This is a genomic window from Streptomyces sp. NPDC060184 (genome assembly GCF_042728795.1).
Lineage (GTDB): Bacteria > Actinomycetota > Actinomycetes > Streptomycetales > Streptomycetaceae > Streptomyces.
In genome coordinates this window covers 23,022-44,066 of the sequence record NZ_JBHWYX010000012.1, presented here as the reverse complement: position 1 = coordinate 44,066, position 21,045 = coordinate 23,022, and the positions used below count along the sequence as shown (strand labels likewise).

Annotated in this window: 16 protein-coding genes; 10 read left to right on the top strand and 6 right to left on the bottom strand. The window is 71.8% G+C overall.

All coding sequences use genetic code 11. From position 1 onward, the window contains the following. Positions 1 to 12: 12 nt before the first annotated feature. The 4 genes from ACFWEE_RS10670 (at position 13) to ACFWEE_RS10655 (ending at position 2,149) form a co-directional block, all read left to right on the top strand. Entirely contained in the window at positions 13 to 600 is a 588-nt protein-coding gene (locus ACFWEE_RS10670) for a Na+/H+ antiporter subunit E (protein ID WP_386888318.1), read from the top strand. Continuing rightward, positions 597 to 932, top strand: a complete 336-nt coding sequence (locus tag ACFWEE_RS10665; protein ID WP_386888228.1) for a monovalent cation/H+ antiporter complex subunit F — start codon at positions 597 to 599, stop codon at positions 930 to 932. Before ACFWEE_RS10670 ends, ACFWEE_RS10665 begins: the two co-directional genes overlap by 4 nt. Next, complete coding sequence (mnhG, locus tag ACFWEE_RS10660; RefSeq protein ID WP_386888227.1) at positions 929 to 1,282, top strand: monovalent cation/H(+) antiporter subunit G; 354 nt, start codon at positions 929 to 931, stop codon at positions 1,280 to 1,282. Before ACFWEE_RS10665 ends, mnhG begins: the two co-directional genes overlap by 4 nt. A gap of 102 nt (positions 1,283 to 1,384) precedes the next feature. Continuing rightward, positions 1,385 to 2,149 carry a CDP-alcohol phosphatidyltransferase family protein gene (locus ACFWEE_RS10655; protein WP_386888226.1) on the top strand — a complete coding sequence of 255 codons (765 nt, stop codon included), beginning with the start codon at positions 1,385 to 1,387 and terminating at the stop codon, positions 2,147 to 2,149. Here ACFWEE_RS10655 and ACFWEE_RS10650 read toward each other — a convergent pair. Then, positions 2,118 to 2,567 carry an adenylyltransferase/cytidyltransferase family protein gene (locus ACFWEE_RS10650; protein WP_386888225.1) on the bottom strand — a complete coding sequence of 150 codons (450 nt, stop codon included), beginning with the start codon at positions 2,565 to 2,567 and terminating at the stop codon, positions 2,118 to 2,120. The genes ACFWEE_RS10655 and ACFWEE_RS10650 overlap by 32 nt on opposite strands. 151 nt (positions 2,568 to 2,718) lie before the next feature. On the opposite strand from ACFWEE_RS10650, the gene ACFWEE_RS10645 reads away from it, so the two are divergent. Genes ACFWEE_RS10645 through ACFWEE_RS10635 form a run of 3 tightly spaced genes read left to right on the top strand, consistent with a single transcriptional unit; the run spans position 2,719 to position 6,919 of the window. Then, on the top strand, positions 2,719 to 3,993 hold the full coding sequence (locus ACFWEE_RS10645) for a glycosyltransferase (RefSeq protein WP_386888224.1): 1,275 nt from the start codon (positions 2,719 to 2,721) through the stop codon (positions 3,991 to 3,993). Further along, the gene (locus ACFWEE_RS10640) at positions 3,990 to 5,681 is read left to right on the top strand and encodes a lipopolysaccharide biosynthesis protein (RefSeq protein WP_386888223.1); all 1,692 of its coding nucleotides are present in this window, start codon (positions 3,990 to 3,992) and stop codon (positions 5,679 to 5,681) included. Before ACFWEE_RS10645 ends, ACFWEE_RS10640 begins: the two co-directional genes overlap by 4 nt. Next, entirely contained in the window at positions 5,678 to 6,919 is a 1,242-nt protein-coding gene (locus tag ACFWEE_RS10635; RefSeq protein WP_386888222.1) for a hypothetical protein, read from the top strand. The genes ACFWEE_RS10640 and ACFWEE_RS10635 overlap by 4 nt, the downstream gene beginning before the upstream one ends. Here the strand turns inward: ACFWEE_RS10635 and ACFWEE_RS10630 are convergent. After that, on the bottom strand, positions 6,888 to 8,426 hold the full coding sequence (locus tag ACFWEE_RS10630) for a hypothetical protein (RefSeq protein WP_386888221.1): 1,539 nt from the start codon (positions 8,424 to 8,426) through the stop codon (positions 6,888 to 6,890). The two genes, ACFWEE_RS10635 and ACFWEE_RS10630, sit on opposite strands and share 32 nt — an antisense overlap. Positions 8,427 to 8,530: 104 nt before the next feature. Between ACFWEE_RS10630 and ACFWEE_RS10625 the strand changes: the two genes are divergently transcribed. Continuing rightward, complete coding sequence (locus tag ACFWEE_RS10625; protein WP_386888220.1) at positions 8,531 to 9,694, top strand: glycosyltransferase; 1,164 nt, start codon at positions 8,531 to 8,533, stop codon at positions 9,692 to 9,694. 4 nt (positions 9,695 to 9,698) lie between these two features. Here ACFWEE_RS10625 and ACFWEE_RS10620 read toward each other — a convergent pair whose 3' ends face one another. The 4 genes from ACFWEE_RS10620 to ACFWEE_RS10605 form a co-directional block, all read right to left on the bottom strand. Further along, positions 9,699 to 10,313, bottom strand: a complete 615-nt coding sequence (locus ACFWEE_RS10620) for an ATP-binding protein (RefSeq protein WP_386888219.1) — start codon at positions 10,311 to 10,313, stop codon at positions 9,699 to 9,701. A gap of 205 nt (positions 10,314 to 10,518) precedes the next feature. Continuing rightward, entirely contained in the window at positions 10,519 to 11,535 is a 1,017-nt protein-coding gene (locus ACFWEE_RS10615) for an adenosine deaminase (RefSeq protein ID WP_386888218.1), read from the bottom strand. A gap of 23 nt (positions 11,536 to 11,558) precedes the next feature. After that, positions 11,559 to 13,331, bottom strand: coding sequence for an adenine deaminase C-terminal domain-containing protein (locus ACFWEE_RS10610; RefSeq protein ID WP_386888217.1), 1,773 nt, complete (start codon positions 13,329 to 13,331; stop codon positions 11,559 to 11,561). A gap of 116 nt (positions 13,332 to 13,447) precedes the next feature. Continuing rightward, entirely contained in the window at positions 13,448 to 14,917 is a 1,470-nt protein-coding gene (locus tag ACFWEE_RS10605; protein WP_386888216.1) for a purine-cytosine permease family protein, read from the bottom strand. 299 nt (positions 14,918 to 15,216) lie between these two features. Between ACFWEE_RS10605 and ACFWEE_RS10600 the strand changes: the two genes are divergently transcribed. Both ACFWEE_RS10600 and ACFWEE_RS10595 read left to right on the top strand, forming a co-directional pair. Then, positions 15,217 to 16,434: a LacI family DNA-binding transcriptional regulator gene (locus ACFWEE_RS10600; RefSeq protein ID WP_386888215.1), complete on the top strand. Its 1,218-nt coding sequence runs from the start codon at positions 15,217 to 15,219 to the stop codon at positions 16,432 to 16,434. A gap of 902 nt (positions 16,435 to 17,336) precedes the next feature. After that, a complete protein-coding gene (locus ACFWEE_RS10595) occupies positions 17,337 to 20,945 on the top strand; it encodes a LamG domain-containing protein (RefSeq protein ID WP_386888214.1) in 3,609 nt (1,202 codons plus the stop codon). Positions 20,946 to 21,045: the final 100 nt, after the last annotated feature.

Sequence of the window (21,045 nt, the reverse complement as noted above, 5' to 3'; positions counted from 1 at the left end):
CACGGGCCCGGGATGCCCCCGCTCAGCGTCACCCTGGGCAGGAGCGGGCGCCGCGTGCTCGACCTGCCGCTCATCGGCTGGCTCACCGTGATCTGGGTGATGCTCTGGTCCACCCTGACCTGGGCCAACGTCCTCATCGGGGTGGTCGTCGCGGTGGCCGTCTGCCTGGCCTTCCCACTGCCCCGGGTCGACCTCGGGCTGCGGCTGCACCCCTGGGGCATCCTGGTGCTCGCCGGCTATCTGCTGTACGACATGGTCACCTCCGGGGTGAAGGTGGCCGGGCAGATCCTCGCGGGGAGGCCGCACCGGGCCGCCGTCATCGCGGTGCCGCTGCGCTGCCGGAGCGACCTGATGCTCACCGCCACCGCCGTCGCCGTCTCCAACGTGCCGGGCGGCGCCATCGTCGAGGTGCGCCGCTCCACCGCGACCGTCTTCCTGCACGTGCTCGACGCCGACCGGCCCGCCGAACTCGACGCCGCCCGGCGCTCGGTGTGGCGGATGGAGGCCCTGGCCGTGCGGGCGTTCGGGACCCGGGACGAGATCGCCCGGGTCGCGGAGCCGCCGCCGTCCCACCCGCAGACCGGGAGCACCCCCGCATGACCACGACCGAGAACGTCGACCGGTGGCTGCTGTACGTGGCGGTGGCGATGATCGTCGTCGCCGGGCTGCTGCTGCTCGCCCGCATCTGGCGCGGCCCCTCGATGCTCGACCGCGCGCTCTCGCTCGACGTGTGCGCGGCCCTGATCATCGCCGGACTCGGGGCCCGCGCGGCGCTGGTGCGCGACACCTTCTACTTCCCGATCATGCTGGTGCTGGCGTTCCTCGGCTTCACCGGGTCCGTCGGTATCGCCCGCTTCATCGCGGTACGCGACCGCCCGCGCCCGCGTCCCCGGCCGGACCGCCCCAACGACACGAAGGAGAACGGGTCGTGACCACCTGGCTCACCGTCGTCGACACCGCGGGAGCCGTCGCCATCCTGCTCGGCGCGGCGACCTGCCTGCTCGGCACCCTCGGCATGCTCCGGCTGCCCGACGTCCTCTCCCGCAGCCACGCCGCGACCAAGCCGCAGACCCTCGGCATCCTGCTGGTGCTCGTCGGAGTGGCGATGCGGCTGCGCAGCGGGATGGATCTCGCGACCCTCGCCCTGATCCTCTTCTTCCAGATGATGACCGGTCCGGTGGCCGCACACCTGGTCGCCCGGTCCGCGTACCGGACCGGCCAGATCGACCACGACGACCTGCTCTTCGACGATCTGGACACCCAACTCACCGAAGAACACTGACTCTTGAAAGGTCCACCGAAAGGTCCACGCCTCTTCGGCGCGGTATGCCCGTAAACGGAAGCGTGTCATGATGCGGGTCAACTGCCGGACGCTGGGGGGCGTATGGGAAGCACGGGTACGGTGCTGCGCGAGTTGCGCGGGGCACAGAAGACGGCCAAGGGCGTCTCGCTCTACTCGCGGTACGTGAACAGGCCCGCCGGCCGGGTGCTCGCGGCGGTGGCCTACCGGGCGGGGCTCACACCCAACCAAGTCACGCTGGTGAGCGCCGTGTTCACCTTCACCTCGCTCGCGGCCCTCGCGCTGTCCGGGCCCTCGTGGACGCTCGGGGTGCTCGTCTGGGCCGGGCTGGTGGTCGGCTTCGCCTTCGACTCCGCCGACGGCCAGCTCGCCCGGCTCACCGGACGCGGCGGCCCCGACGGGGAGTGGCTCGACCACGTGGTGGACTGCGCCAAGATGATCCTGGTCCACACGGCCGTACTGATCTCCCTCTACCGCTGCGACCTCTACGGCGTCGGCGAACAGCGCGGCGAGGCATGGCTGTTGCTGCCGCTCGGCTTCCTCTTCACCGCCGTCCTGACCTTCTGCGCCGGACTTCTGCGCGAGCAGCTGGGCAAGGCCGCGCAGCGCACGGACGCGGAGGCCGCCGCCTCCACCGTCCCCGCGGCCCCCGCCGGACCGGTCTCCCCGGTCCGCGCCGTCGCCCTGCTCCCGGCCGACTACGGGGTCTTCTGCCTGGTCTTCCTGCTGCTCGGCGAGCCGGCGGCCTTCCTGGCGGGGTACGCGGTGCTCGCCGCCGTGCACGCGCTCTTCCTGGTGGCGTTCCTGGCCAAGTGGTTCAGGGAGCTGAGAGCGCTCCGGGCCGCGTGACGAGCACGTCCAGCGCCTCGCGCAGCTGGGTGCTGGACGTGTGCACGGTGTACGGGAAGTACACGACCTCCACGCCGACTTCGGCGAAGTCGCGTTCGAGCTTCTGCCCCTTCTCCGTGCCCCGCCAGTCGTCGCCCTTGAAGATCACGTCGAAGCGGACCTGCTGCCAGGTGTCGATCTTCTCCGGCACGGTCTCCACGAACGCGGCGTCCACGTGGCGGATGCTGCGGACGATCTCCAGCCGCTCCCGCAGCGGGATCACCGGCCGGTGGCCCTTGGCGAGCTCGGCCATCTCGTCGGAGACGACCCCGGCGACCAGGTAGTCGCACTGACTGCGGGCATGACGAAGGATGTTGAGGTGACCCACGTGGAACAGGTCGTACACGCCCGGTGCGTAACCCACCCTGTGCTGCACCATCCGTTCTCTCCCCCCACGGTGAACGTCATGTGCTGATGTTTCCAACGACCTTACTGTGAAGAACACTTGTGCAACCCGTGAACGGATAAGCTCGACGCGGGGCTGTTCCCTCGGGGAACAGGGGCCGTTCCGGGGGGAAGGCGATCGTCCGATGTCCGCTGCCGCACCACGTACACCGCTGCACGACCGCAGAATCCTGGTGGTCTCGACCAACTACGCGCCGGAGCTGACCGGCATCGGCCCGTACGCCACCCAGCTCGCCGAACACTGGGCGGCCACGGCCGCGCGCGCCGACGTCCTGACCGGGATGCCGCACTACCCGTCCTGGCGGACCGACCCGGAGTACCGGGGCGTCTGGCGCACCACGGAGAGACGCGAGGGGGTCCACGTCCACCGCCGGCGCCACTACGTACCGCCCCGGCAGACCGCCCTGCGCCGGGGTCTGTTCGAACTGACCGTCCTCGGCCACGGACTGCTCGCCCCGCCGCCCGGCCGTCCGGACGCCGTCGTCGCCCAGATGCCGAGCCTCGCGGGCGGCGTCGTCGGCGCCCGGATCGCCCGCCGCCACGGCGTCCCGTACATCCCCGTCGTCCAGGACCTGATGGGCGCAGCCGCCGCCCAGAGCGGCATCCGGGGCGGCGGCAGGGCGGCGTCCGCCGCGGCGGCGGCCGAGCGGTACGCGCTGCGCGACGCGGCGCTGGTCGGCGTCATCCACGAGAGCTTCGTGCCCGGTGTGCGAGCCCTCGGCGTCGACCCGGCCCGCATCCGTACCGTCCCCAACTGGACCCATGTGCAGGGGCCCACGGCCGACCGGGCGGCCACCCGCGCCCGCCTCGGCTGGCACCCGGACACCCCCGTGCTGCTCCACTCGGGGAACATGGGGCTCAAGCAGGGACTCGACGTGCTCGTCGACCTCGCCCGGCTGGCGCCCGACGTCCGGGTCGTCCTGATGGGCGACGGCAACCAGCGCGAGGCGCTGCGCGCACGGGCGACGGGGCTCGCCAACCTCGACTTCCTGCCGCCCGCAGCGGCCGAGGACTTCACCGACGTCCTCGCCGCAGCCGACGTCCTCGCCGTCACCCAGCGCGCCTCCGTCCTCGACATGTCCGTCCCCTCCAAACTCACCTCCTACTTCGTCTCCGGACGGCCCGTCGTCGCGTCCGTGGCCGACGGCGGCGGCACCGCCGAGGAGGTCCGCCGCTCCGGCGCCGGGGTGCTGGTGCGGCCCGAGGACCCGGCCGCGCTGCTCGCCGCCGTACGCCACCTGGCCGCCGACCGCGCGGAAGCCGACCGGCTCGGCACGCGCGGAGTCACGTACGTCGCACAGCACCTGAGCCGCGAGGCGGGGCTCGCCCGTTTCGACGCCCTGCTCGCCGAGGCACTCGACAACGCCCGAGGGACCGCACGAGGGAGCGCACGCCGATGACCCATCCGATCCGACCCCTGGACGACCAGGACGAGCCGGCGCTCCTGCGCGACCAGTTCCGCCAGCTGCTGCGCTACCGCAGCCTGCTCGCCACCGGGGTGCTCCTCGGGCTCCTCGGCGGCGGCTACCTCGCCGTCGCGGGCGACGAGACGTACTCGGCCACCGGCGAGGTGCTGGTGCGCTCCGCGACCGCCGACCCCTTCGCCACCGGAGCCTCCGCCGACAAGGGCATCAACATCGGCTCCGAACGCCAGACCGCCGTCAGCGACACCGTCGGCATCCTCGCCTCCCGCACCCTGGCGGCCAAGGGCGAGCAGGTCTCCTCCCGCGACCTGCTCGCCGGGCTCCAGGTCACCAACCCGCCGAACACCCTCACCCTCCGGTTCGCCTACACCGGCGCCACCCCGCAGCAGGCGCGGGACCGCGCCGAAGCCCTCGCCACGGCCTACCTCGCCAACCGGAAGCAGCTCACCGAGGACAGCATCGAGAACATGGCGAACGGCTACCGCGCCCAGCTCAAACCGCTGGAGGAGAAGCGCGACCAACTGGAGGAGCAGATCGGCTCCTCCACCGCCGACGACATCACCAGCGCCCGCGCGAGCCTCATCGTCTCCATCTCCGAACTCAGCCAGAAAATATCCGAGCTGAAGGCACTCGACGCCACCCCCGGCTACCTCAACAAGAAGCCGGTGGCGCCCACCGCCCCCACCGGCGCGGGCCTGCCGCTCCTCCTCGGCCTCGGCGGAGTCGTCGGCCTCGCGCTCGGGCTGCTGCTCTCCTGGGTCCGCCTGGTCTTCGATCCGACCGTACGCTCCACCCACGAACTGGTCCGCTCGCTCGGCGCCCCCCTGCTCGGCACCCTCCCCAGGGAGCGCGCCGCCGCGACCGCCCTGCTCGCCATCGGACGCGGCGGCAGCAGACTCGCCGAGGAGTACCGCGCGGTGGCCTTCCGGCTCGCCTACGACCCCGCCTTCGCCGACAACCGCCGCCTGCTGGTCACCGCCCCGCGCGGGGACAACTCGGCCGCCACCGCCGCGGCGGCCAACGTCGCCGCCGCCTTCGCCGAGATGGGCCGCGACGTCCTCCTCGTCGAGGCGGACCTGCGGACCCCCTCCCTCGCCCGCGACCTGGGCCCGGCGGTCAGCGAGCCCCGGCCCCGGTGGGCCTCGGACGACAAGCGCGGCTGGCCCGCCGGCAGCCGTACCAACGTCGACGTGCCCGGCTCCGGCGCCTTCGCCCTGGTGGCGGGCGCCCGGGTGGACAACGTCCCCCGCGCCCTCACCTCGGCCCCGGTCGGACGGATCGTCGCCGAGGCGGACGCGCCCGGAGCCGTCGTCGTCGTGCTGGCCCCGCCCGTCCTCTCGTACGCCGACGCCGTCGCCCTCGTGGACCGGGTGGGCGGCGTCATGATCGTCTGCGACCCGCGCGAGGTGCACCGCAGCGACCTGGAGCGCATCCGTGAGGTCGTCGGCGCGGCCGGCGGCCACCTGCTCGGGGTGCTCCTGCACCCCGGACGCACCCGGCGGGCCCGCAAGGAGCACCGGAAGCACCAGAAGTCCGCCGGACGGCGAGGCGGCGGTGGCGGACCGGGGGCCGAACCCGACGAGGCCGACCGCCCGGAGATCACCGGCGACCCGGCGGAGACGATGGGGCTGCGCACCTTCACCGTGCCGCCCGCCCGCCGGTGAGGGCCCGCGGCGCGGTCGTCAGCTCCGTCGCGGACCAGGGGGTCGCCGCCCTGACCAACATCCTGGTGCTCGTCGCGGCGGCCCGGCTCTCCACCGTCGCGGACTTCGCCCGGTTCTCCGCGGTCTACCTCGTCTTCACCGTGCTGCTCGGCGTCTTCGGCGCCTACACCGGCCAGCCGCTCGTCCTCACCCGCGGCGGCGAGGCGGCCCGCGACGCCTGCCGCTCCGCCGTCGCCTTCGCCCTGCTCGCGTCGACCGTGCTCGGCGCCCTGCTCGCGGGCGGCGCCCTCCTCGTCCCGGGGGACACCGCCCGCGCCCTGCTGGCGCTCGGACTCGTCCTGCCGGTCGTCCTCGGCCAGGACGCGATGCGGTACGCCTTCTCCACCCTGCGCCTGCCGCACCTCGCCCTCGCCGCCGACCTGCTCCGCCTCGGCTGCGTCCTGGGCGCGCTCGGGGCGCAGAGCCACGGGGCCGGGGCCGCCCGGCTGGTCGCCGTCTGGGGGCTCTCCGCCCTCCCCGCGCTGCTGCTCTCCGCCGCCCTGCTGCGGAGCCGTACCGCCGGAGCGCGCACCGACATCCGCCCGTACCTGCGCCGCGGTCACCTGGGGCAGCGGTTCGTCGTGGAGTTCGGGGTCGGCAACGCCACCAGCCAGCTCTCCGTGCTCGGCCTCGGCACGGTCGGCAGCCCGCTCGTGGTGGGCGCTCTGCGCGGCGCGACCACCCTCTTCGGGCCGCTCAACGTGCTGTTCACCTCCGCCACCAGCTTCGGACCGCCGCTGCTGGCCCGGGTCGGCGACGAGCGGCGCCGGATACGGGCCACCGCCGCGCTCGCCGGGGTGCTCGCCGCGACCGCCGCGCTCTGGGCCACCGTCCTCGCCCTCCTCCCGGACAGGGCAGGCGGCCAACTCCTCGGCGACACCTGGCAGTTGGCCGCCGCGCTGCTGCCCGCGACCGGCAGCCAGTACGCGGCGATGGCCTTCGGCACCTGCGGGCTCCTCGCCCTGCGGATGCTCGACCCGCGCACCACGCTCTCCATCCAGGTGGTGTTCTCGCTCGCCGCCGTCGTCTTCCTGATCGCCGGCTACCTGGCCGCCGGGGTCACCGGCGCCGCCTGGGGGCTCTGCCTGGGCTCCGTCTGCAAGGCCGCCGCCACCTGGACCCGGGTCGCCAGGCTGCGGCGCGCCGACGGGGCCGGTACGGAGGCCGTCAGCGCGAGGGCCGTTCGCTCCGCTCCGTGAACGTGGTGACGAACGCCAGGCAGAGCGCCGCGATGGCGAGCTTCCCCACCGACTGGAGGAGCGGGCCGCGCAGCAGGATGAAGGTGTAGCCCGCCACCAGCGGCGCCGCGATCGCCAGCACGCTCCCCGGGCCCGGCCCGGCCCGGGTGACCGCGCGCGCGTACCGGCGGTCGGTGCGCGCGGCGACGTACCCGATCAGCGCGAGCCCACCGGCCATCCCGGCCGGACCGAAGTCCACCCAGAACTCGGTCCACAGCGGGGCCGAGAGGTTGGTCATGTTCATCCCCATCCACTGCCCCACCCGGACCCCGGTGTCCTCCGGCTTCCCGCTCCACACCGCGCGCGGTACGAAGAACAGCGCGGAGCCCGCGAGTTGGCGGCCGTATGTGTGGCCCCGGGTGTCCACCCAGGCGATGGTGTTGGCGAACATGACCGTCTGGTCGTAGTCCTTCGTCGCCAGCGGCTCGAAGGGCGAGGACGACTGAACCGGCCGGTAGCCGTTGTCGTCGTACCGGAACTTGTCCGCGTACGGGAAGAGCACCAGCGCCCCCACCACGCCCAGCGCCAGCACCGTGCGGTACACCGCCGCGCTGCTCGGGAACGCCGTGAAGAGCAGCGAGACGAGCACCGTCAGGAACCAGTAACGCGCGTTGGAGATCGGATTGTTGACGACGAGATTGAGCGCCAGCAGCGCGGTCCACGCCAGCACCGTCGACGGCGAACGGCGGGCCCGGCGCGAGGTCACCAGGCGGCGCGTCCAGAAGAGCAGGGCCAGCAGCGCGGGCACCGTGCCGAAGCCCTTCAGGAACGCCGAGCCGACGTTCGACTCGGCCGAGGCGACCCCGCTCTCGGCCACCGACGCGCTGATCTCCTGGCGGCTGCTGAAGAAGATCGCGGGGCCGCCGAGCTTCACCACGTAGTACCCGCTCGCCGCGAACGCCAGCAGCAACAGCAGCCGCAGCCGGGTACGGCTCGCGAGGGCGGGACGGCCGTGCCGCGTCCGGGAGGAGGGGGACCGGCGCCGCAGCGGGCGACGCGATGCCAGCAGCGCGCCCAGGTCGAACGCCGAGCACCCGACCAGGATCATCGCGGTGGCCGTCACCAGATCCGCGCGGGGCCCCACCAGGGGAGTCGGCGTCTGCCCGATCACCGCCTGCGCCAGCGGCGCGACCCCCATCGCGATATACACGAACATCCAGAACACGCCCTGGAGCAGCCGTCGCCGGGTGGAGAGGATCATCGTCGCCAGCCGGGCGCCCGCATAGCACGTCATCACGAGTTGCAGCCAGAACACGGTGTCCCGGCCGCCCGTCCCCGGCTGCGCCGCGACCACCGCGGGCAGGAAGACGACCAGGCCCAGGATCAGCGGCACCGCCAGCGCACGCGACAGCATCGCCCAGGCGAGCGGCCTCGTCACGGGCTCCAGGGTCCGCCGGATCGTGGCCGCGCGGGCCGCACCGGCCGCACCGGCCTTCGAACCCGGAGCCGTGTCGTACACGGACGTCATGCGCCCCCCGTTCCGTGGACCTGCGAACACCTTAACGAATCAGGCCACTTGAGGGGATGCGATGACTACTCTGTGAAAACCGGCCGAGGTTGAGGGGAACCCTGGTGAAAATCCTGCACGTCGTCACGCTGCACACCCCGGACCACGCGTTCGGCGGGCCCACCCGGGTGGCGCTCAATCTCTCCAAGGTCCAGCGGGCGGCCGGTGACGACGCCCGCGTCATGGCCCTGGGCGACGGCTTCGGTCCCGGCGAACTCCCCAGCGAAATAGAAGGAGTTCCGGCCCTCCTCCACCGCGCCCGGCACGTCCTGCCGATGTTCGAGGTCAGCGGGATCACCTCCCTGGCCCTGCTGCGCGCCGCCCGCCGCGCCATGCGCGACGCGGACCTCGTCCACGTCCACCTCATGCGCGACCTGGTGACCCTGCCCGTCGCCCTCCTCGCGCTCGCGACCCGCACCCCGCTGGTCGTGCAGACGCACGGCATGATCGACCCCACCGAGAAGCCCGTGGCGAAACTGACCGACCTGCTCGGCGTGCGCAAAGTGCTCCGGGAGGCGGACGCCGTCCTGCACCTCACCGAGACGGAGCGCCTCGACGTCAACGCGGTGGCCGCGCCGGTCGCCCTCACCCGCACGGTCCGGCTGGTCAACGGAGTACGCCCCCAGGAGCGCAAACCGGCCCGCGCGCCCGGCCGGCCGCCCACCGTCCTCTTCCTCGCCCGCGTCCAGGAGCGCAAGCGCCCCGAGGACTTCGTCGCCGCGATGCCCGCCGTGCTCGCCCACCACCCCGACGCCCGCTTCGTGCTCGCGGGCCCGGACACCGGCGCCCTGGCGGGCACCCTGGCGCTGGCCGAGAAGCTCGGCGTCACCGGCTCCCTCGACCACGTGGGCCCGCTCGGCCACGAGGAGGTCCTGGCGGCGGGCCGCGAGGCCGACGTCTACGTGCTCCCGTCGATCGAGGAGCCCCTGGGGGTCTCGGTCCTGGAGGCGATGTCGGTCGGCACCCCGGTCGTCATCACCCGCACCTGCGGCCTCGGCCCGGACGTGGCGAAGGCCGGGGCGGGCCGCGTGATCGACAGCCGGGTCGGCGAGGACGCGGCCAACGCCGCGAAGGTGGCCGGGGCGGTGCTGGAGCTGCTGGAGCCGGAGGCCGCCGCCGAGGCCGGCCAGGCCGCCTGGGACCTGGTCAACGCCGACTTCACCATCGACGTGGTCACCGCCACCCTGCGCCGGACCTACGAGGACGTGGTCGGGCGGCGACGGGCATGAGCCCTCACGCCCCACGGAGGTCGCGGACCTCGACGGCGAGCCGGGGCCACGACCGCTCGAACGCTCCCGGGGAGAGGGGGACGGCGCACAGTTCCCCGGAGAGGCGGAACCGGACGGTCGTTCCCCTCGTGCCGTCGTCCGCGACCGGCGTCAGGTCCGTCACCGGGACCCCGTACGCGTAGCGCTGCGTCCAGGCGCCGCCCGCCCGCCGGTTGGTGTGGACGAGCCACTCGCTGAGCGCCGCCACGACCGACATCCCGCGTCGCGGGTGCCCGTCGGGGAGTGCCTGGGCACCGGGACGGTCGAAGAACCGGAGGTCCTTGGTGGCCATGACCGGTTTCTTCACCGGGCGGCCCCGCGCGTCGAGCCGAGTGTCCGTGCCCCGGCCGTCGTCCGCGACGGAGACCGAGCCGTCCGGGTGGAGGGTGACCGTACAGCGCCCGCCGCCCCGGTCCTCCGCCTCGTCCGCCGCGTAGGCGATGACCTCCAGCACCAGATGGTCCGGGCCGCCGGGAGCGAACGCGGCCGGATCGTCCCGGACGTGGGCGAGATGGGCGTGGTCCACGGTGCTCGCCCAGTCGTGCGTGGTGTTCCGCCAGGGGGCGGGAGATGCGTCCATGAGGGGGATTCTCCCCGCGGGCCGCCTGTGCGCGTGCCCCGCACCACCCGCCCGGCGAAGACGGGTGAGGGGTCCGCGCAGCCGCGAACCCCTCACCCCGTGTCCGGTCGCCCGCGTTCCGGGGCATCCGCGCCTGTGTCCGGGGCACCGGTGTTCCGGTCACCCGTGTCCGGTCACCTTCGTCCGGACACGGGTGACCGGAGGATCAGCCCTCGTACGCGTCCAGTTCGGCGAGGAAGCTCTCCCGGACCGAGGGCGCCGCCCACGAGACCTCGATGGCGTTCCGCTGGAGGCGGACCAGTTCCTCGTCCGAGAGGGCGGCGGGGCCGCGCAGGGCCGCGAGGTTCTCGGAGACGTAACCCGGGAAGTACGCCGGGTCGTCGGAGTTGACCGTGATCTTGACGCCCTGGTCGAGGAGCGCGCGGATCTCGGCGGCCTTCAGGCCGTCCGTGACGTGGGAGTTGGAGATCGGGCACACGGTGAGGCCGATGCCGCGCTCGACGATGCGGGCCACCAGCGCCGGGTCATCCAGCGCGTTGACGCCGTGGTCGATGCGGTCGACGTCGATCTCGTCCAGCACCTGGCGGATGTGCTCCGTGGAGTTCTGCTGGTCGACGTCGCAGTGCATCGTCAGCCGGAAGCCCTCGGCGCGCGCCCGCGCGAAGACCTCGCGGAACTTCACCGGGGGGTTGCCCGCCTCGTCGGAGTCCAGGCCGACGCCGATGATCCACTCCTTGTACGGCAGGGCCTGCACGAGCGTCGCCATGGCGAACTCGGCCTGGAAGTCGCGCAGGAAGCACATCACCAGACGGCCCCGGAAGCCCGTGGCGCGTTCGGCGTCGTCCAGCGCGCGGGTCAGGCCCCGGATGACGGTGTCGAAGGCGACACCGCGCGCGGTGTGGGCCTGCGGGTCGAAGAAGATCTCCGCGTAACGGACGTTCTGCGCGTGCGCCTTGGCCGCGTAGGCGGCGGCGAGGTCGTAGAAGTCCGCCTCGGTGCGGAGCACGGACATGCCCTCGTAGTAGACGGCGAGGAAGCCGGGCAGGTCGTCGAAGTCGTACGCCTCGCGCAGCGCGGCCTCGTCGGCGTACGGCAGCTCGACGCCGTTGCGGCGGGCGAGTGCGAACTTCAGTCCGGGCTCCAGCGTGCCCTCGATGTGCAGGTGCAGTTCGCACTTGGGCAGACCCGCGACGAAGGGGTCCACGGTGACGGTCTCGGTCATGGCGATCTCCTCGATACAGCTGGTCAGTTGGCGGCCGGGAGCAGGATGTCGACGACGTCCTGGGTGGTGTAGCTGACGACGCCCAGGTCGGTTACGGCGTACTCGGGGATCGCGGTGATCTCCAGGAAAATCAAGTAACCGAACGCCGAGGGGAGTTCGCAGCCGAGCGCGCGGGACGCCGCCTCCAGGCGGTCCTCCGCGTCGGCCATCTCCTCCGGGGTGAGGTCGGCGACGATGCCGGCCACCGGCAGCGGCAGGAACTCCTTGATCACGCCGCCGTCCACGACGACCTGGCCGCCGCCGTGCTCGGAGAGGTGGTTCACCGCCAGGGCCATGTCGGCCCGGTCCGCGCCGACGCAGACGATGTTGTTGTCGTCGGGCGCGGCCGAGGAGGCGATGGCGCCCGACCGCAGCCCGAAGCCGTTGATCATCGCGGTGACGGTGGCGCCGTCGTTCTTGCCGTACCGCTCGGAGACCGTGACGTACAGCGCGTCCTGCGCGAGGTCGGCGCGGACCGTGCCGTCGACCACCGGCAGCGTCATCTCGACGCCCTTGCGGACGAACGGGACGGTGCGGTCCATCTCCACGACCAGCACCCGGGCCTCCTCGCCCTCGGCGGCGATGCCGACGCCCTCCGGCGCGAGCGGGGCCACCTTGAAGGCGGGGGAGAGCGCCGGGGTGCGTACGGGCGGCTGCGGGGCACGCAGGGTGCGGCCGTTCTCCGCGACCAGCTCACCGCGCGCGAACACCCGCTCCACCTGGAAGGACTCGGGGGAGTCGACGATCAGGACGTCCGCGAAGCGGCCGGGCGTGATCGAGCCGACGAGGTGGTCGATGCGGTACATCTCGGCGCAGTTCAGGGTGGCCATCTGGATCGCCTCGACCGGACGGACACCGGCCTTGATCGCCATCCGGACCAGCTTGTCGAGGTGGCCCTCGCGGATGATGTCGGCGACGTGCATGTCGTCGGTGCAGAACCCGACGTGCCGGGACTGGGCGCCGAACTCGGTGACGGTACGCACGTTCTCGTTCATGAAGTGCGCGACCGAGGACTCGCGGATGAGCAGCGACATGCCGGCCCGCAGCTTCTGGAGGGCCTCCTCGGCGGTGTAGCTCTCGTGGTCGAGGCGGACGCCCGCCGCCGACAGCGCGTTGATGGTGGTCTGCGCGGCCATCGGGGCGCAGCCGAAGATCGGCAGCCGGTTGCGGTGGGCGAGTTCGAGGGCGCGCAGCACCTTCTCGTCGCGGTTGAGGACGAACTCCGCGACCGTCTCCCAGACACCGAAGCACTCGGCCCAGCCCTGCGTCTCCTCGTGCTCCTCGGGGCCGAAGGAGAACCCGACCGTGGTCTCCGGCAGGGTGTACGGCGTCTTGAACGGGGCGCCCCAGAAGATCTTCATCGGGCTCGCGTCGGCCTCCCGCAGCGCCTCGCGGACCCCTTCCAGACCGGCGACGACGAGGAACTGGTCGAGACCGGAGATCACCGAGGTGGTGCCGTAGCGGACCGCGGCGTCGGCGAACATCGTCACCGAGAGCTTGGAGCACTCCAGGTGGAGGTGGCCGTCGATGAGCCCCGGGGTGAGGTACTTGCCGGTGGCGTCGACGATCTCCGTGCCGGGCCCCTCGTACGCGCTGACGTCACCGGTGGCGGCGACGCGCTCGCCGGTGATCGCGACGTCGGCCGGGTAGATCTCGCCGGTGTGGACGTTGACGAGCTGTCCGCCCTTGATGATCCGGTCGGCCTTGACGACCCCTTCGGAGGCGTCGATGAGGCTGCGGAGGCTGGGGTGGTTCATGGGGTTCGCTCCAGGGCGCGTACGAGAGGTGTGCGGGGGGTTCACGTGCGGGAGAGTGCGTGCGGGGGCGTTCGGACGGCCGGCGTCGAGGCGTCCGGGCCTCGGGCGTCCGGGGTTCAGGCGTCCAGGACGAGCTCGGCCTCGGCGCGCACGGTGCGGCGGGCGAGCAGCCAGTAGACGGCGCCCGCGACGAGCGCACCGGCGAAGACCGACAGGTCCAGGCCACCGGCCGCGTCGGAGAGCGGGCCGACGAACACCGTGGAGTCGACCCAGAGAATGGCGGCCACGAAGCCGAGGAGCACCGCGATCAGCCCGGCCGGGCGCACCCCGCCCTTGTGCCAGTAGATGCCCTTGCTCCCGGTCTCCCGGGGGAAGAGCGAGGGCACGTGGTACCGGCCGCGGCGCAGCGCCCAGTCGGTGAGGTAGACGGCGGCCCACGGGCCGAGCCAGAGCACGATCAGGCTGAGGAAGTTCGACAGCAGGGTGTAGAAGTCCGCGGAGAACACGGCCCACAGGGTGATCGCGGTGCACAGGGTCAGGTCGACGAAGACGACCATCCACCGCTTGATCGGGAGGCCGACGGCCAGCAGGTTCAGGCCGGAGGAGTACATGTCGGTGGTGTTCACCGCGAGCAGCGACACGATCGCGAGCAGCAGGTAGGGGGTGACGAACCAGCCGGGCAGGACCTCCGGGAGCCCCGAGATCGGGTCGGCGGCGTTGGTGGTCGCGGTGGCCACGGCGGCGCCGAGGATCTGCAGCGCGATGTTGGGCACCATGCCGCCGAGCGCGGCGCAGGTGAACACCTTGCGGGGCGCGGCGTCGGCCGGGAGGTAGCGCGAGTAGTCGCTGCCCATGTCCGCCCAGGACAGCCCGCCGGATGCGGTGACCATGGCCAGGACCAGGGAGATCGTCACCACCGAGGGCGCGGCGCCGTGCGTGGCGAAGTCGGCCTTCGGGAAGACGAGGACCGCCATGACGACGAACATCGCGGCGAAGATCCAGGCGAAGTACTTCTGCACCTTCATGATCAGGTGGTAGCCGGAGAGCGGCAGGAGCATCTGGAGCCCGGCCGCGACCGCGATGGTCACCAGCTTCATCGGGGTGCCCGTGGAGACGCCCGCCTGGTCGAGGAGGGCCAGCCCGGCGAGCACGATGAGGACCATGCCGCCCGCTTCGAAGCCGACCAGCATCACCCAGCTCAGCAGCGCGGGCAGCCGTCCGCCGTTCGGCCCGAAGGAGGCCCGGGAGACGGAGTGCGTGGAGGTGCCGGTGCGCGGGCCCTGGAGGCTGGTCAGGCCGGTGACGGTGAAGCCGAGGACGTTGCCGACCACGATCAGCGCGACGGCGTACCAGAACGACAGGCCGAAGGAGACGACCAGCGCCCCGTAGACGACGGTGAAGACGGTGGTGTTCGTACCGGCCCACAGCCCGAAGAGGCGGCCGGGGCCGCCCTGGCGTTCGGAGGCGGGGACGGCGTCGATGCCGCGCTGCTCGACCGTGAAGACGGACGTCTGGGACGACGGGGGTGTCCGGTCGGCAGCGTGGGCGGTGGATCCGGGCGGGGCGGTGGCGGTGGCCTCGGCCATGGTCGGCAGACGTCCTTTGCGGACTCGCGTCCCGGCCTGGAGGGACGGGACGAGGGGTGTACGGGAAGGCCCGGAGCGAGCCGGATGACCGCACGGCGGTGTGCGGGGTGCAGCTACGGGGGAGGGGGTGGAGCGGTACGGCGGGGGCCGCGCGGCGCGGCTCGGGCGGGGGACCCGACGCGCCGCACGGGTTGCCAAAACGTTTTGGCAACACTCCGCAGAGAAGTGCGCAAACGTTTTGGCATGGTCCGGACCGTACTGCCTAAACGTTTTGGCAGTCAACCGGTAAGCTCGCCGCCATGTCAGACGTCACAGAGCCGGACCCGCGCGGCACGCCCCGCACGCCCCGCACTTCCGGTCCTGCGAAGACGGGCGGGGCGGCGAAGGCCGGCGGCACGGCGAGAGCTTCCGGCACGGCGAAGGCGGGCGGGGCGGCGAAAACCTCCGGGCCTGCGAAGGCGGGCGGCGGTACGAAGACGGGCGGGGCGGGGCCGCGGGCCACCGGCGGTGCGAAGACGGGCGGGCTGCGCGAAGTGGCCCGCCGTGCCGGAGTCTCGGTCACCACCGCCTCGCACGCCCTGAACGGCGTCGGCCGGGTCGGCGCCGAGACCCGTGAGCGCGTGCTCGCGGTCGCCGCCGAGATCGGCTACCGCGCCAACCCCAACGCGCGAGGGCTGCGCGGCGCCCGCACCGGACTGCTCGGCCTGACGCACCGCTCCGCTGTGGAGGGCGGCGTCACCGACATCGAGTACTTCGTCAAGATCGTCAACGCCGCCACCTGGACGGCGATGGCCCACGACTACTCCCTCGTACTCGTCCCCCCGTCACTCGACGGCCGCCCCTTCGAGTCGCTGCCGCTGGACGGGACCATCGTCATCGACCCGCTCACCGACGACCCGCTGCTCACCCGGCTCTCCGGCATGGGCGTCCCCGTCGTCACCACCGGCCGCGACCTGGCCCGCAAGGACGCCTTCCCCTGGGTCGACAACGAGCTGTCCACCTGCGCCCTCGCCGCCTTCGACCACCTCGCCGCCACCGGCGCCCGCCGCATCGGCCTGCTGACCGGCTCCACCGGCCAGTCCTACGACGAGGACGCGGCCCGCGCCTACCGCGACTGGTGCGCCCGCACCGGGAACCCGGTCCTGATGGACCGGGCGGAACCCGGCACCGACTCCACCGACGCCGCCCGCCGGCTCCTCGACCGGCCGGACCGCCCCGACGCGCTCTACGTCGTCATGGAGAAGTTCGGGTTCGCCACCCTCGCCGTCTGCCGCGAACTGGGCCTCGGTGTACCCGAGGACGTCCAGATCGTCGTCGGCGCCGACGGCGAGTTCGCCCGCAGCGCCCGCCCCGCGCTCACCGCGCTGGACCTGGCGCCCGAGGAGATCGGCAAGCAGGCGGCGCAGCTCCTGATAGAGCTCGTCCAGGGCGGCGGCACGGTGGCCGGGGACCTGCCCCGGCACCGGCTGGTACCGGCCACACTGCTGCGGAGGGCCTCGACGCGGGAGCCGGTCTGAGGCGTACGCGCGGCGAGGCGGTGGGACGCGGCCGGAGCGGGGTGAGGGCAGTGCCCGTCGGTCATGTCGAACCTGCCGCTATCAGCGGGATTTGGTTGCCCGTGCGTGGAGTCGATGTGGATGGTTGAGCCGCGTCCGGTGTGGCGGTCGTGCCGCTCGAACCACGCGGCCACCGAACATGGGTGCTGGTGACCGAAGTTCCGGAAAACGGGCCCGACGAATGCCGGTATCGACGGTGTGGAGGGCCGCTTTCTTCGCATCAGGAGCGCAACTGCCCTTCTGAGTGGTGCATATGACGAAGCGTCAACTGCACTTGTTTTTTCTTCTTTCCGGAACGGATCGTCGTCACGTCGGTGATGAGCGCGAGCGGGCCGTCCCGACGCCCGGCTGTCCAGGCTCTCCGTCCGGTGCACGCCCGAGTCCCCCGGCGCTGCTGCTGAGCGTGGCCGGGAGGGTGGTTGGTGCGCATGAAATGGGGTCCGATATGTGCATTATGCATCTAAAATTAACCACTTTCCCTCTTCGGCCTCTCTGGTGAATTGTGTCGCGATAGCTCCTTTCGTGAGGGGGCTATTGGTGATTCCTTTCCAATTCCCTTGTGTGGAGGCACAGTTGAAGCGTTCTTTCATCGGTGTCCGCAAGGGTCGCGCAAGGGAATTTGCTTCAAATTTACCTGGACTTTATGAGCATCAAGGGTCTGGAATACCCTCAGGTGATCTCAAAATGGTCATTGTCTTCACCGTGCCTTCATGGAACTCTCACCTCCGGTTATGTTGATCTTGCGAGGGGTTCGTGTGAACAGGTGGGGTGGGGCGCGGGTGCGCGCGGCTGTTGCAGCCGCGTCGCTGGGCGCGTTGATCTGGACGGGGCTCCCTGTGGCCGCCGCCCAGGCGTCGGATTCCGTGGCAACTGCCGCGCCTTCCGAGGGAAGTGCGGCTCTCCTCAAGGCTGCTGAGTCGGGGAAGCAGGTCGAGGTCGAGAGCTTGCGCACGGAGCGCTCGACGACGTACGCGAACCCGGACGGGGAGACGTACACGCTGGAGCAGTCGGTCAAGCCGGTCCGGGTGGCCAAGAAGGGCGGCGGCTGGCAGGCGCCGGACGCGACGCTGGCCAAGCGGGCGGACGGAAGTCTGGCGCCGGTGGCGTCGGCCGCGCAGATGGTGTTCTCCGGCGGCGGCGACGACCAGCTGGTGTCGATCACCCGTGAGGGGCGTTCGGTCAGCCTCGCGTGGCCGGGAGGCGATCTGCCGGTACCGGTGCTCGAGGGCGAACGGGCCGTCTACCGTGACGTCCTGCCGGACGTCGACCTGGTGCTCACCGCGACGGTGGAGGGTTTCCGCGAGGTACTTCAGGTCAACACCCCTGAGGCCGCTGCGGATCCCGCGCTGGAGAAGCTCGCCTTCCCCGTCGAAGCGCACGGACTGCGGCTGACCGAGTCCGCAGGTGGTCTGGCCGCTCTGGACGGGGAGGGGCAGACGGTCTTCCGCTCTCCGGCGGCAAGGATGTGGGACAGCGCCGGCGACACGGCGGCGCAGCCCGCCTCTGCCGCCGCCCGCAGCGCCGTCGACGCCACGGGGGTGGACGTGTCCGGCGGGGTGGACATCGATCCTCTGGACGGTCCCGGCAACGGTGACACGTCCGAGGCGATGGCGACCGAGCTGGGCCCGGACCGGATCACCGTCGTACCGGACTCCGGCATGCTGACCGGAACCGACCCTGCCCACTTCCCGCTGTTCATCGACCCGACGATCGCGCTGAACGAGTCCGAGCGCACCGTTCTGTCGTCTGACGGGGACGTGTTCTGGAACTTCGACGGCGGCACCAACGGCATGAGTGTCGGCAAGTGCGGCTACGAGGTCATCGGGGGCAAGGCGTACTACTGCACCACCGGCACGCCGTACACGAACCGGATGTACTTCGAGTTCGACCCGTACCAGCTCAAGGGCAAGGACGTGCGGGACGCGTACTTCGACATCACGGAGACGTGGTCGTTCTCCTGCGACGCGACCTGGGTCGACCTGGAGCGGACCAACAACATTTCGTCCGCGACGAAGTGGCCGGGGCCGACGAAGCTCGACCAGATGGGCGATCGGCAGGTCTCGGCAGGTCGCGGTGGTGAGTGCAGCCCGGCGCAGCCCCGTGCGACGGTCACCTTTCACGACAACGTCGACGAGCCGGACGAGAACCTCGCGCCGACGGTGAAGTCGTTCGCGGACGGCAAGTTCTCCCGGCTGACGCTGATGCTGATGGCGAAGTCGGAGTCGGACACGAATTCGTGGAAGCGGTTCGACGACGACGCGCGCCTGCGGGTCGTCTACGCGGCCAAGCCGGCCCTGCCGACCCAGATCGGGATCTCCAAGGGGCCGACCACGCAGGTGTGTTCGGTCGACCCTCTGAAGCCGACGATCGTCTCCGACCCGCAGCCGGCGCTGACGGCGACTCCGCAGACCGTGGCGAGCGCCGCGGGCTGGGACAAGCCGGCACCCGGGAAGGTGAAGGTCGTGGAGGAGAGCAACCTGCGCACCGTCATGGACGTCGAGGAGCAGGACCCGACGACCAAGGCGTGGACGAACAAGGCGGACATCCTCAGCCCCTCGTCCGGCTATGTGGTTGCCCGGACTCGGCAGACCGTTCGTGCGGCGACGCTCGGCGAGGGTGTTCTCAACCGGTATAGGGCCTGGACCCGTTCGTACTACACCGGTACGGACTACTCGGCCGGGCCGTCCAACGCGTCCGGTACGGGCTGGTGTTACTTCCGCTACGACGGGGCCCGGCCCAAGGCGCCGACCGCGGTGCCGCAGGCGCCGTACTCCGCGTGCGGTGACGTCTGCGTCCCCGCCGGCGGTCCCGGGCAGCCCGTCACCTTCAAGCTGACCCCGGCTGCCGGGGAGACCGTGTCCGGTTACCGCTACCGCTTCGAGGGCGGCAAGGACGTCGTGACGACGGGCAACACCGCGACGGTCACGATGACCCCCACAGTGGACGGAACCATCACTCTGGAGGTGGAGGCCCGCGACACCGTCGACTACGGCGAGTCCACCGTCGTGGAGATCAAGGTCGCCTCACCGCCTGCAGCCGTCGGCCGCTACCACTTCACCGAGACGACCGACACCGCCCCGGCCGCCGACACCGGGGGCACGAATCCGGACGACGCCGTCCTCGCCGGCGGGGCGACCCGCAACGAACAGGGCCGGCGCGGTGACGTCACCACCATCGACGCCGACGGCGTCGAGACGGTGACCGAGGACCGGGCGCTGTCCCTGAACGGCACCACCGCCTACGCGGCCACCACGGACCCGCTCATCGACACCACCAAGTCGTACTCCGTCGCCGCGTGGGTCAAGCTCGACGACCTCTCCCGCAACCGGACCATCCTCAGCCAGAACGGTGTCCACCGCAGCGCCTTCTACCTGGGCTACGAGGTCAGCGGCAAGTGGTCCTTCCGCGGCGTCTCCGCGGATGTCCCGGCATCCGGCTCCTGGACCTACGCGCGATCCGTGTCGGTCCGGCCCGCGCAGGCCGGGGTGTGGACGCACCTGGCCGCCGTGTACGACGCGACCGACAAGACGATTCTGCTCTACGTCAACGGCGTGGCGCAGGGCCAGCCCGTGTCCTACACGACCGCGTACCAGTCGACCGGCCCCCTGCAGATCGGCCGGACCCAGTGGTCCGACACCTACACCGACTACGTCGCGGGCTCCGTGGACGAGGTGGCGGTGTGGAACTACGCGATCCCGCAGTCGGAGGTCGTCCAGGAGGCCATGCTCCTGGACGACGACGAGAGCACGGACGACGGGGAGTCGAAGCTCCCGGCGGTCGAGCTCGTGGGGCAGTGGGACCCGGCGGGGGCCACCGGCCAGACCGTCCAGGACGGCTCCGGCTACGGCCGGCCGATGACCGTCGCTTCCGCGTCGATGGTGGACGGCGAGCACCTGAACTTCACCGGTGCGGCCGGTGACGGTGCCACGGTCTCCGGTCCGCTCGTGGACGACTCGGGCTCGTTCTCCGTCTCCGCGACCGTGCAGATCGACCCCGAGCTGATCAAGAGCAAGCCGGTCGGCTACCTGGCGCAGGTGGCCGGGCAGCAGACCGCCACCGGCAGTTCGTGGGGCATCTGGTTCGAGCGCACCGCGGACGTCGAGAGCGCCTACCCGAACGACGACACGGGGGAGTTCGACATGCTCCCGACTGGACGATGGCACTTCGGACGCCTGACCGCCGACGGCACCGGCACCTCCGTCGTCTCCAGCACCGAGGTCATCGACGGTGAGGTCACGCTGACCGGTGTGTTCGACGCCCAGGACGTTGCGCCCAACGCCTCGAACCCCGGTGTGATCCGGCTGTACCGCGGGTCCGACCGGCAGGACGTGGACACCGTGTTCACCGCCGAAGTCGGTACCGGCAGCTTCGCCGCGGGCAAGGGCTTCACCAGCAGCACCTGGCAGCACCAACTGCCCGGCAGCGTCGGGGCCGTCAACGTGTGGGCCGGTGCCCTGAGCTCCGGCATCTGACCCTGCCGCAGCGCCGGTTGCGGGCGTCCCGCCATGGGTGGGACGCCCACAACCGGACCGTGCGGACCGCCGGCCCGAGGTGGTCGCGAGTCCGCATCCC

What these genes read in the sequence shown, in the direction of transcription:
- ACFWEE_RS10615 (WP_386888218.1), bottom strand. Translation starts at nt 11,535, where the DNA reads ATGACCGAGACCGTCACCGTGGACCCCTTCGTCGCGGGTCTGCCCAAG.
- ACFWEE_RS10610 (WP_386888217.1), bottom strand. Translation starts at nt 13,331, where the DNA reads ATGAACCACCCCAGCCTCCGCAGCCTCATCGACGCCTCCGAAGGGGTC.
- ACFWEE_RS10605 (WP_386888216.1), bottom strand. Translation starts at nt 14,917, where the DNA reads ATGGCCGAGGCCACCGCCACCGCCCCGCCCGGATCCACCGCCCACGCT.
- ACFWEE_RS10665 (WP_386888228.1), top strand. Translation starts at nt 597, where the DNA reads ATGACCACGACCGAGAACGTCGACCGGTGGCTGCTGTACGTGGCGGTG.
- ACFWEE_RS10640 (WP_386888223.1), top strand. Translation starts at nt 3,990, where the DNA reads ATGACCCATCCGATCCGACCCCTGGACGACCAGGACGAGCCGGCGCTC.
- ACFWEE_RS10645 (WP_386888224.1), top strand. Translation starts at nt 2,719, where the DNA reads ATGTCCGCTGCCGCACCACGTACACCGCTGCACGACCGCAGAATCCTG.
- ACFWEE_RS10600 (WP_386888215.1), top strand. Translation starts at nt 15,217, where the DNA reads ATGTCAGACGTCACAGAGCCGGACCCGCGCGGCACGCCCCGCACGCCC.
- ACFWEE_RS10670 (WP_386888318.1), top strand. Translation starts at nt 13, where the DNA reads ATGCCCCCGCTCAGCGTCACCCTGGGCAGGAGCGGGCGCCGCGTGCTC.
- ACFWEE_RS10650 (WP_386888225.1), bottom strand. Translation starts at nt 2,567, where the DNA reads ATGGTGCAGCACAGGGTGGGTTACGCACCGGGCGTGTACGACCTGTTC.
- ACFWEE_RS10655 (WP_386888226.1), top strand. Translation starts at nt 1,385, where the DNA reads ATGGGAAGCACGGGTACGGTGCTGCGCGAGTTGCGCGGGGCACAGAAG.
- ACFWEE_RS10620 (WP_386888219.1), bottom strand. Translation starts at nt 10,313, where the DNA reads ATGGACGCATCTCCCGCCCCCTGGCGGAACACCACGCACGACTGGGCG.
- ACFWEE_RS10630 (WP_386888221.1), bottom strand. Translation starts at nt 8,426, where the DNA reads ATGACGTCCGTGTACGACACGGCTCCGGGTTCGAAGGCCGGTGCGGCC.